11 protein-coding genes are annotated in these 10,294 nt (G+C 64.4%); 9 read left to right on the top strand and 2 right to left on the bottom strand.

Going from position 1 to position 10,294, the window contains the following annotated elements; all coding sequences use genetic code 11:
- The 6 genes from EOD07_RS10280 to EOD07_RS10305 form a co-directional block, all read left to right on the top strand.
- The coding region (locus tag EOD07_RS10280; RefSeq protein ID WP_206519449.1) for a 2-oxo acid dehydrogenase subunit E2 at positions 1–206 on the top strand (206 nt) is incomplete at its 5' end.
- 133 nt (positions 207–339) lie between these two features.
- Positions 340–978: an SGNH/GDSL hydrolase family protein gene (locus EOD07_RS10285; protein WP_127235359.1), complete on the top strand. Its 639-nt coding sequence runs from the start codon at positions 340–342 to the stop codon at positions 976–978.
- Positions 979–1,005: 27 nt separating this feature from the next.
- Positions 1,006–2,454, top strand: a complete 1,449-nt coding sequence (lpdA, locus tag EOD07_RS10290; protein ID WP_127235360.1) for a dihydrolipoyl dehydrogenase — start codon at positions 1,006–1,008, stop codon at positions 2,452–2,454.
- A 138-nt stretch (positions 2,455–2,592) separates the two neighbouring features.
- Positions 2,593–2,850: a GlsB/YeaQ/YmgE family stress response membrane protein gene (locus EOD07_RS10295; RefSeq protein WP_127235361.1), complete on the top strand. Its 258-nt coding sequence runs from the start codon at positions 2,593–2,595 to the stop codon at positions 2,848–2,850.
- Positions 2,851–3,019: 169 nt separating this feature from the next.
- On the top strand, positions 3,020–3,985 hold the full coding sequence (lipA, locus tag EOD07_RS10300) for a lipoyl synthase (protein WP_127235362.1): 966 nt from the start codon (positions 3,020–3,022) through the stop codon (positions 3,983–3,985).
- Positions 3,986–3,991: 6 nt separating this feature from the next.
- Positions 3,992–4,447, top strand: a complete 456-nt coding sequence (locus EOD07_RS10305) for a type II toxin-antitoxin system RatA family toxin (RefSeq protein WP_040982927.1) — start codon at positions 3,992–3,994, stop codon at positions 4,445–4,447.
- Positions 4,448–4,450: 3 nt separating this feature from the next.
- Here EOD07_RS10305 and EOD07_RS10310 read toward each other — a convergent pair whose 3' ends face one another.
- Complete coding sequence (locus EOD07_RS10310) at positions 4,451–4,948, bottom strand: CinA family protein (RefSeq protein WP_040982925.1); 498 nt, start codon at positions 4,946–4,948, stop codon at positions 4,451–4,453.
- Entirely contained in the window at positions 4,945–6,174 is a 1,230-nt protein-coding gene (locus tag EOD07_RS10315) for a bifunctional 2-C-methyl-D-erythritol 4-phosphate cytidylyltransferase/2-C-methyl-D-erythritol 2,4-cyclodiphosphate synthase (protein WP_127235363.1), read from the bottom strand. The genes EOD07_RS10310 and EOD07_RS10315 overlap by 4 nt, the downstream gene beginning before the upstream one ends.
- Before the next feature lie 253 nt (positions 6,175–6,427).
- Here EOD07_RS10315 and dusB point away from each other — a divergent pair, with 253 nt between their 5' ends.
- The 3 genes from dusB to ntrC are packed head-to-tail and all read left to right on the top strand — an operon-like array spanning position 6,428 to position 10,052.
- The gene (gene dusB / locus EOD07_RS10320) at positions 6,428–7,456 is read left to right on the top strand and encodes a tRNA dihydrouridine synthase DusB (RefSeq protein ID WP_127235364.1); all 1,029 of its coding nucleotides are present in this window, start codon (positions 6,428–6,430) and stop codon (positions 7,454–7,456) included.
- Positions 7,453–8,595 carry a nitrogen regulation protein NR(II) gene (locus EOD07_RS10325; RefSeq protein ID WP_127235365.1) on the top strand — a complete coding sequence of 381 codons (1,143 nt, stop codon included), beginning with the start codon at positions 7,453–7,455 and terminating at the stop codon, positions 8,593–8,595. Before dusB ends, EOD07_RS10325 begins: the two co-directional genes overlap by 4 nt.
- Positions 8,592–10,052 (top strand): nitrogen regulation protein NR(I), encoded by a 1,461-nt coding sequence (gene ntrC / locus EOD07_RS10330; protein WP_127235366.1) that lies wholly within the window; start codon positions 8,592–8,594, stop codon positions 10,050–10,052. The genes EOD07_RS10325 and ntrC overlap by 4 nt, the downstream gene beginning before the upstream one ends.
- Positions 10,053–10,294 lie beyond the last annotated feature (242 nt).

Here is a 10,294-nt window from a genome sequence, read left to right on the forward strand (position 1 = left end):
CCGTCATCAACCCGCCGCATGCGACGATCCTGGCGGTCGGCGCTGGCGAAGAGCGGGCAGTGGTGAAGAAGGGCGAGATCAAGGTGGCAACGGTGATGTCGGTGACGCTGTCGACCGATCATCGTGCGGTCGACGGAGCGCTTGGCGCGGAACTGCTCGGCGCCTTCAAGCGCATGATCGAGAACCCGATGGGCATGCTGGTCTAGGAAGGAAAAAGGCGGTGCGGAAATTCGTCACCAGCCTTTTCGCCTTGATCATTTTCGATCCCGCCGGCGAGCTCTTCGCACGCCGGCGCGTCAGGCGCTCGCAGTCAGATTTCGGCAAGGGTGGGGCAACCGCATGAAGACAATTCTCTGCTATGGCGACTCGCTGACCTGGGGCTATGACGCCGGCAGCCTTGGCCGCCATGCGCTCGAAGATCGCTGGCCGAGCGTGCTCGGGGCAGCACTCGGCGAGGGTGTCGAGGTGATCGCCGAAGGATTGAACGGCCGCACCACCGCTTTCGACGAATACCTGGCTGGCGCCGACCGCAACGGCGCCCGCATCCTGCCGACGATCCTGACCAGCCATGCGCCGCTCGATCTCGTCATCTTGATGCTCGGCGCCAACGATATGAAACCCTGGATCCACGGCAATCCGGTCGCCGCCAAGCAGGGCATCCAGCGGCTGATCGACATCGTGCGCGGCCATGACTATCCGTTCGACTGGCCGGCGCCGCAGATCCTGATCGTCGCGCCGCCGGCGGTGACGCGCACCGACAATGCCGAATTCAAGGAAATGTTCGCCGGCGGCGACGACGCCTCCAAGCGCTTGGCGCCGCAATATTCGGCGCTGGCCGACGAGGCAGGCTGCGGCTTCTTCGATGCCGGCACGGTCGCCACCACCACGCCGCTCGACGGCGTCCATCTCGATGCCGAGAACACGCGGCGGCTCGGCCAGGCGCTGGCACCGCTCGTGCGTGTCATGCTCTCACTCTAACCCTTAGAAAGATCAGGGAGAAAACCCGTGGCTGAATCCTACGACGTCATCATCATCGGCTCAGGCCCCGGCGGCTATGTAACGGCGGTGCGTTCCGCCCAGCTCGGCTTCAAGACGGCGATCGTCGAGCGCGAGCATCTGGGCGGCATCTGCCTCAACTGGGGCTGCATCCCCACCAAGGCGCTGCTGCGCTCAGCCGAGATCATGCATTATTCGGATCATCTGAAGGACTACGGCCTGAAGCTCGAAGGCGGCAAGGTCAGCCCCGACACGGCCGCCGTGGTCGACCGTTCCCGAAAAGTGTCGCTCAGGCTGAACAACGGCGTCGGCTTCCTGATGAAGAAGAACAAGGTTGACGTCATCTGGGGCGAGGCGAAGCTGTCGAAGCCCGGTGAGGTCGTCGTCTCGAAGACCGCCAAGAAGGCGATGGAGCCGCAGCCGCCGGTGCCGAAGGGCGTCAAGGGCGAGGGCACCTACGCCGCCAAGCATATCATCCTGGCGACCGGCGCCCGGCCGCGCGCGCTGCCCGGCATCGAGCCGGACGGCAAGCTGATCTGGACCTATTTCGAGGCGATGGTGCCGAAGGAAATGCCGAAATCGCTGCTGGTGATGGGTTCGGGCGCCATCGGCATCGAGTTCGCCTCCTTCTACCGCACCATGGGCGCGGACGTGACGGTGGTCGAGCTGCTGCCGCAGGTCATGCCGGTCGAGGACGCCGAGGTCTCGAAATTCGCGCAGAAGCAGTTCGAGAAACAAGGGATGAAGATCATCCTCGAAGCCAAGGTGACCAAGGTCGACAAATCAGCCAATTCGGTCACTGCGCATGTCGAGATGAAGGACGGCAAGGTCGAGAAGATCACCGCCGACCGCATGATCTCGGCCGTCGGCGTGCAGGGCAACATCGAGAATCTCGGCCTGGAAGCGCTCGGTGTAAAGACGGACCGCGGCTGCATCGTCGTCGACGGCTACGGTAAGACCAATGTGCCCGGCATCTACGCCATCGGCGACGTCGCCGGCCCGCCGATGCTCGCCCACAAGGCCGAGCATGAGGGCGTCGTCTGCATCGAGAAAATCGCCAATTTCCCGGGCGTGCATGCCATCGACAAGCTGAAGATCCCCGGCTGCACCTATTGCAGCCCGCAGGTCGCGTCCGTCGGCCTGACCGAAGCGAAGGCCAAGGCCGAAGGCAAGGATATCCGCGTCGGCCGCTTCCCCTTCAGCGCCAACGGCAAGGCCATCGCGCTCGGCGAGGACCAGGGCTTCGTCAAGACCATCTTCGACAAGAAGACCGGGCAGCTTCTCGGCGCGCATATGGTGGGCGCCGAGGTGACCGAGCTCATCCAGGGTTTTGTCGTGGCGATGAACCTGGAGACGACCGAGGAAGAGCTGATGCACACGATCTTCCCGCATCCGACACTGTCGGAGATGATGAAGGAGAGCGTGCTCGACGCCTATGGCCGCGCTTTGAACGCATGATAAGTCACCAATCGGTGATAGATAGCCGATCCGTGCTAGATTGGTCAGGCGAGACTCACACGCGGCAGCCGGAGAAAGCTGACGGCAAGGCAGTTCGTATCCGGATGCATTTTCACCTGATCGAGGAGGAATTGGCACATGCATATGAATGGCGTCGGCTGGATCACGGCCATTATCGTCGGCGGTCTGGCAGGCTGGTTCGCCGAGATGGTCATGAAGAGCAACACCGGTATCTTCATGAACATCATCATGGGCATCGTCGGCGCCGTGGTGCTGAACGCGATCCTGCAAGCCCTCAATGTCGGGGCCTTCGGCGTCGGCTGGGTCGCCTATCTTATCACCGGCTTCATCGGCGCCTGCCTGCTGATCTTCGTGGGGCGGCTTGTTCGCCGCTAAGGCGCGCGAATGCGTCGGTAAGGCGCGCGAATGCGTCGCTGGACGAAAGCCGCTATGCGGAAACGGCCGTGGCGGCATGCGCCGGCGCGGCCTTTTTCTTTGCTCCGAAAAGTCCTAGATGACGACAGACAGGCGGCCGCGATGCCAGCGGTCGCGAAGGGTTTTTGAGATGGTCACTGTTCTCGACACGATCGCCAATGCGCCGCGCCCGCGGCATCCAGAGAAGGCGCACAGGCCAGACCAGGAGGTGCTGCGCAAGCCCGACTGGATCCGCGTCAAGGCGCCGGTTTCCAAGGGCTATGCCGAAACGCGCGAGATCGTGAAGTCGCACAAGCTGGTGACGGTGTGCGAGGAGGCCGGCTGCCCGAATATCGGCGAATGCTGGGACAAGAAGCACGCCACCTTCATGATCATGGGCGAGATCTGCACGCGCGCCTGCGCCTTCTGCAATGTCGCGACCGGCATCCCGACCGCGCTCGATCCGGATGAGCCGGCCCGGGTCGCCCACGCGGTGAAACAGATGGGGCTGAGCCACGTCGTCATCACCTCCGTCGATCGCGACGACCTGGCCGACGGCGGCGCACAGCATTTCGCCGATGTCATCCACGCCATCCGCGCCGAGGCGCCCTCGACGACGATCGAGATCCTGACGCCCGACTTCCTGCGCAAGGACGGCGCGCTGGAGGTCGTCGTTGTGGCCAAGCCCGACGTCTTCAACCACAATCTCGAAACCGTGCCGTCGAACTACCTGACGGTCCGTCCGGGCGCACGTTACTTCCACTCGATCCGGCTCTTGCAGCGCGTCAAGGAACTCGACCCGTCGATCTTCACCAAATCCGGCATCATGGTCGGCCTCGGCGAGGAGCGGAACGAAGTGCTGCAATTGATGGACGATCTGCGCTCGGCCAATGTCGACTTCATGACCATCGGCCAGTATCTGCAGCCTTCGAAGAAGCACCATCCGGTGATCCGCTTCATCCCGCCGGACGAGTTCAAGTCCTACGAGACCATCGGCAAGACCAAGGGTTTCCTGCTCGTGGCGTCGAGCCCGCTGACGCGCTCCTCGCACCATGCCGGCGAGGATTTCGCCAGGCTGCGCGCGGCGCGCGAGGCGCAGCTCGCGAAGGCCAGCTGACCTTCAATGCCGAAATTCGAGGCGACACGCCGCGTCGCGCATACACCGCAAGAGATGTTCGCGCTGGTGGCGGACATCGAGGCCTACCCGCAATTCCTGCCGCTCTGTGAATCGCTCACCGTGCGCTCGCGCAAGGAGCGTGACGGCCGCACCATCCTGGTTGCCGACATGAGCATCGGCTACAAGGCGATCCGCGAGACCTTCACGACACAGGTGCTGCTGAAGCCCGACGAGAACGCCATCGACGTCAAATATATCGACGGCCCGTTCAAATATCTCAGCAACATCTGGCGCTTCGACCCCGCCGACAGCGGCTGCGAAGTGCATTTCTTCATCGACTACGAATTCAAGAGCCGCATTCTCGGCGCGCTGATGGGTACGATGTTCGACCGCGCCTTCCGCATGTTCTCGGAAGCCTTCGAGAAACGCGCCGACGTCATCTATGGCGCGAAGCCGGCCTGATCTTCACCCGGCCCGATCCTGACCCAACGCCCGCAACCCGAGCTGCAGCGCGTGCCGCACCGTCTCGTGCCGGATGAATTCGCGGCCCTTTTGACCAAATAGCTGCCGCTCCGCGACAACAGGTTGCCCGGCCAACGCAATCCCGAACCACACAAGACCGACCGGCTTGTCCGCCGAGCCGCCGCTGGGGCCTGCAATGCCGGTGACGGCGAGCGACAGGCTGGCTTGCGAATGCGTCAGCGCGCCTGCCGCCATCTCCAGCACTGTCTCGCGCGAGACCGCGCCATGTGCGTCGAGCGTGGCGGCGGAGACGCCGAGCATCTCCATCTTGGCTTCGTTGGAATAGGTGATGAAGCCGCGATCGACCACGGCGGAGGATCCGGCGATGTCGGTGAGCGCGGCGATGATCAGGCCGCCGGTGCAGCTTTCGGCCGTCGCCAGCATGATGCCGCGCTGCTGGCAGGCCTGGAGCAAAGCGATGGCGAGTTCGGCGTTGCTCATGCGGGCACCTCTCCGGGATAGACGACGCTGGCGGTGGCGATCGCGGCGATGCCTTCGCCGCGTCCGACAAAGCCGAGCTTCTCGTTGGTCGTCGCCTTGATCGAAATGCGCTCGGGCGCAATGCCGAGCATGGCCGAAAGCGCCTCCGTCATCGCCGCGCGATGCGGCCCGACGCGCGGCGCCTCGCAGATCAGTGTGATATCGGCATTGGCGATGCGGCCGCCGCGCTCGCGCACCAGCTTGGCCGCGTGCTCGACGAAGATCTTCGAGGCTGCCCCCTTCCATCGCGGGTCCGAGGGCGGGAAATGCGTGCCGATGTCGCCGGCGCCGCAGGTGGCGAGCAGCGCGTCGGTCAGCGCATGCAGCCCGACATCAGCGTCCGAATGGCCGGAGAGCTTTCGCTCATAGGGAATGGCGACGCCGCAGAGCGTGACGTGGTCGCCGGGTTCGAACGCATGCACGTCGTAGCCATTGCCGGTGCGAATATCCGGGAAGCGCGGCTGCGCGCTCGAGAGCCGTTGGTCGGCCAATGCGATGTCCCTTGCCCAGGTGAGTTTGACGTTGTCCGGCGATCCGGGAACGATCCTGACCGGTATCTGCGCCCATTCGGCGATCGCCGCGTCGTCGGTGAACTCGGTCTTGCCCAGATGATGCGCCTTCTCATGCGCGGCGAGCAGCGGCCAGAATGGAAAACCCTGCGGCGTCTGCGCGGCATGCAGGCCGGCCCGCGACACCGTCTCGTCGATCATCCCGGTGGCCGATTCCCGCTTCAGCGTGTCGGCGACGGGCAGCGCCGGCAGCGCGCCCTGGCGCTCGCCGATGGCTTCGATCGTGCGGTCGATCAGCCCGGAGTCGACGAACGGGCGTACGGCATCATGCACCAGCACTTTTGCGGGTGCTTGCTCTCTCAGCGCCAGGAGACCGAGCCGGACGGATGCCTGGCGCGAAGGGCCGCCGATAACGGCGACAAGGCGATCGCCATGCGCCTCGGCCGCGCGTTGGAAGAGTTCGGCGTCGTCGGCATGGATGGCCACGACAACCGGGCCGATCATCGGATGGGAAAGGAAGATATCCAGCGTATGGGCGATGACGGCGCGGCCGCCGATGCGCTGATACTGCTTCGGACCGTCGGCCTGTCCGGCGCGCGCGCCGCGGCCGGCGGCGACGATCACCACCCCGATCCCGCCGCCTGGGGACGCCGCTTGCCTTTCGCTTGCCTCGCTCATTCCGATCGGTCCTAGAGCCGGATGATTTCAGGTCTGTTCGACCTGAAATCTGAATCCGTCTCTAAATCAAAGAAGTAGAGCATGATGTCGGCCGAAAACCGCTCACACTTTTCGGCATCATGCTCTAGTCGGGGTGATGGCCGAAGGCCAGCTTTTTCCAAAATGCGCCTTAATGTGACGTCATTGCGCGTTGCACAATGCCTCACTTCTGGCTAGAGAATGTGCACTGATCGAGCGTGCTTGGTTTTTGTGCATGACTGAACTGACCACATTGGCATCGCCACTCGATGTCGGCGGCGTGAGAATCCGCAATCGGGTTTTCCTCGCGCCGATGTCCGGCATCACCGACGAGCCGTTCCGGCAGCGCGCCCATGCGCACGGTGCCGGCCTTGTCGTGTCCGAAATGGTGGCGAGCGGCGAACTGGCCAAGGGGCGGGCAGGCTGCGACCTGCGTATACGCCATTCCGGCCTGCCGGTGCATATGGTGCAGCTCGCCGGCCGCGAGGCTGCGCACATGGGCGAAGGGGCGCGAATCGCGGCGGGCGAGGGCGCCGACATCATCGACATCAACATGGGCTGCCCGGCGAAGAAGGTGACCGGCGGCTATGCCGGCTCGGCGCTGATGCGCGATCTCGACCACGCGCTGTCGCTGATCGAGGCGGTGGTCGGCGCCGTGTCGGTGCCGGTGACGGTCAAGATGCGGCTCGGCTGGGACGAAAGCGCGCTCAACGCGCCGATGCTGGCGCGCCGCGCCGAGCAGGCCGGCGTCAGCATGGTGACCGTGCACGGCCGCACGCGCTGCCAGTTCTATCAGGGCAAGGCCGACTGGCGCGCCATCGCGCGCGTCAAGCAAGCGGTCTCGATTCCCGTGGTCGCCAATGGCGATGTCGGCTCGCCGGAGGAAGCAGCAGCCATCCTCGAACAATCCGGCGCCGACGCCGTAATGATCGGCCGCGCGCACTATGGCGCGCCTTGGGTTGCCGGAGGCATCGCCACGACCGCCACCGGCGCGGGTGCGCAAGGCATTCCAACAACGCCGCAAGAGTTAACCGATTACGTCGTCTCGCACTACGAGGACATGCTCGCGCTCCACGGCATCGAAAGCGGGCTGCGCCAGGCGCGAAAACATCTCGGCTGGTATCTCGATCGCCACGCTCCCGGTGTTTGCGCCGGGCAACGCAAACGCATCCTGACGTCCTTCGAGCCACGCGAGGTCGTCGCCGAGCTGCGCCGCGCGTTCGCCGACAGCTCGCCATCGATCAGCTTACGGAGCGCGGCATGAAGGCCGATGTTCCCCAGCAGCCCGATATGGCGGATGCCGCCAACATCGTGCTCAACACCATCCGCCGCCCGGTCATCATGGTCGACCCCGACGGCTTCATCACGTTTGCCAATGCGGATGCCGAGGACTTCTTCCGCTCCAGCGCGAATATGCTTGCCCGCAACACGCTCTCCAAGCTGGTGCCGTTCGGCAGCCCGTTGCTGACGCTGGTCGATCAGGTCCGAGAGCGCCGCGCGCCGGTCAACGAATACCGCGTCGACGTGTCGTCGCCGCGGCTCGGCATCGAGAAGATGGTCGATCTCTATGTCGCGCCGGTGCCGGAGTTTCCGGGCTCGGTCGTCGTCATGTTCCAGGAACGGTCGATGGCGGACAAGATCGACCGCCAGATGACGCATCGCGGCGCGGCGCGCTCCGTCACCGGGCTTGCCGCCATGCTCGCGCATGAGATCAAGAACCCGCTCTCCGGCATCCGCGGCGCCGCCCAGCTGCTCGAGCTTTCCGCGTCCGACGAGGACCGAGCGCTCACCCGCCTGATCACCGACGAAACCGACCGCATCGTCTCGCTGGTCGACCGCATGGAGGTGTTTTCCGACGAGCGGCCGATCGAGCGTTTTCCAGTCAACATCCACGTCGTGCTGGATCATGTGAAGGCGATCGCCAAGAACGGTTTTGCAAGGCGGATCAAGATCTTGGAGGAATATGATCCATCATTGCCTCCGGTCTTCGCCAACCGAGACCAGCTGATCCAGGTCTTCCTCAATCTGGTGAAGAACGCCGCCGAGGCGATCGGCGCCGACCCGCAGGGCGAGATCGTGCTGTCGACGGCTTTCCGCCCGGGCATCCGCGTTTCCGTGCCTGGAACCCAGGACCGTGTCTCGCTGCCGCTGGAATTCTGCGTTCATGACAACGGCCCCGGCGTGTCCGAGGACATCCTGCCGATCCTGTTCGATCCGTTCATCACCACCAAGCCGAACGGCTCCGGCCTCGGGCTGGCGCTGGTCGCCAAGATCGTCGGCGAGCACGGCGGCATCATCGAATGCGATTCGACGCCGCGCGGCACCACGTTCCGCGTCCTGATGCCGGCCTGGAAAGAGACTTCGCAAGGCCCGGGCGACGAAGCTGAAGGAGACCGCAAATGAGCGCTCGCGGCAATATTCTGGTCGCTGACGACGACGCGGCCATCCGCACCGTGCTCAACCAGGCGCTGTCACGCGTCGGCCACGAGGTGCGCGTGACCTCGAATGCCTCGACGCTCTGGCGCTGGGTCGCGGCGGGCGAGGGCGATCTGGTCATCACCGATGTGGTGATGCCGGATGAAAACGCCTTCGACATGTTGCCGCGCATCAAGAAGGCGCGGCCCGAGCTGCCCGTCATCGTCATGAGCGCCCAGAACACGTTCATGACCGCCATCCGCGCCTCCGAGACCGGCGCCTACGAATATCTGCCGAAGCCCTTCGACCTCACCGAGCTGCTCAACATCGTCAACCGGGCGCTGGCCGAGCCGAAGCGGCCGAAGCTCGAGGCGCGCGCCGAAGACCAGCCGGAGACGATGCCGCTGGTCGGTCGCTCCGCCGCCATGCAGGACATCTACCGCATGCTGGCGCGCATGATGCAGACCGATCTCACGGTCATGATCAGCGGCGAGTCCGGCACCGGCAAGGAGCTGGTGGCGCGCGCGCTGCATGAATATGGCCGCCGCCGCGGCGGCCCGTTCGTGGCCATCAACATGGCGGCGATTCCGCGCGACCTCATCGAATCGGAGCTCTTTGGCCATGAGAAAGGCGCCTTCACCGGCGCTCAGAACCGCTCCAGCGGCCGTTTCGAGCAGGCCGAGGGCGGCACGCTGTTCCTCGATGAGATCGGCGACATGCCGATGGAAGCGCAGACCCGGCTGCTGCGCGTGCTGCAGCAGGGCGAATACACCACGGTCGGCGGCCGCACGCCGATCAAGACGGATGTGCGCATCGTCGCGGCCACCAACAAGGACCTGCGCACGCTCATCAACCAGGGCCTGTTCCGCGAGGACCTGTTCTACCGCCTCAACGTCGTGCCGCTCAGGCTGCCGGCGCTGCGCGAGCGTTCCGAGGACATTCCCGACCTGGTGCGGCATTTCTTCAAGCAGGGCGCCAGCGAGGGCCTGCAGACCAAGCGCATATCGTCCGGCGGCATCGAGCTGATGAAGCGCTACCCCTGGCCGGGCAATGTGCGCGAGCTGGAAAACCTGGTGCGGCGGCTGGCCGCCCTCTACTCGCAGGACGAGATTTCCTCAGAGATCATCGAGTCCGAGCTGAAGACGGGCGAGAGGCCGGTTGTGCCGGACGGCGGCGCGCTCATCCCCGACGATCTGTCGATCGGCCAGGCGGTCGAGCATTTCCTGCAGCGCTATTTTGCCTCCTTCGCCGGTGAATTGCCGCCGGCCGGCCTCTACCAGCGCATTCTTGCCGAGGTCGAGTATCCGCTGGTGCTGGCTTCGATGACGGCGACGCGCGGCAACCAGATCAAGGCCGCGGAGCTGCTGGGGCTCAACCGCAACACGCTGCGCAAGAAGATCCGCGAGCTCGGCGTCAACGTCTACAAGTCGTCCAGGCAGCCCTAGAGCATGATGCCGAAAAGTGTGAAGCGGTTTTCGGACGACATCATGCCCTATCTCTTTGATCTAGAAACGGATTCAGATTTCAGGTCGACCCGACCTGAAATCATCCGGCTCTAGCGTCACTTCGTCCTTTCGGCGAATTTACCAGGGAAAGATTATCTTCCCGGCCACACTTGTTGCATAATCGCCACAATGCGTTGCATACATCCGACGCGATGACCGACTCTGTACCGCGACATGGCAGC

Source organism: Mesorhizobium sp. M2C.T.Ca.TU.002.02.1.1 (genome assembly GCF_003997225.1).

Excerpts from the sequence above, each read along its gene's own strand:
- dusB (WP_127235364.1), top strand. The coding sequence starts at position 6,428 with ATGACTGAACTGACCACATTGGCATCGCCACTCGATGTCGGCGGCGTG.
- EOD07_RS10295 (WP_127235361.1), top strand. The coding sequence starts at position 2,593 with ATGCATATGAATGGCGTCGGCTGGATCACGGCCATTATCGTCGGCGGT.
- ntrC (WP_127235366.1), top strand. The coding sequence starts at position 8,592 with ATGAGCGCTCGCGGCAATATTCTGGTCGCTGACGACGACGCGGCCATC.
- EOD07_RS10305 (WP_040982927.1), top strand. The coding sequence starts at position 3,992 with ATGCCGAAATTCGAGGCGACACGCCGCGTCGCGCATACACCGCAAGAG.
- EOD07_RS10325 (WP_127235365.1), top strand. The coding sequence starts at position 7,453 with ATGAAGGCCGATGTTCCCCAGCAGCCCGATATGGCGGATGCCGCCAAC.
- EOD07_RS10310 (WP_040982925.1), bottom strand. The coding sequence starts at position 4,948 with ATGAGCAACGCCGAACTCGCCATCGCTTTGCTCCAGGCCTGCCAGCAG.
- EOD07_RS10285 (WP_127235359.1), top strand. The coding sequence starts at position 340 with ATGAAGACAATTCTCTGCTATGGCGACTCGCTGACCTGGGGCTATGAC.
- EOD07_RS10315 (WP_127235363.1), bottom strand. The coding sequence starts at position 6,174 with ATGAGCGAGGCAAGCGAAAGGCAAGCGGCGTCCCCAGGCGGCGGGATC.
- lipA (WP_127235362.1), top strand. The coding sequence starts at position 3,020 with ATGGTCACTGTTCTCGACACGATCGCCAATGCGCCGCGCCCGCGGCAT.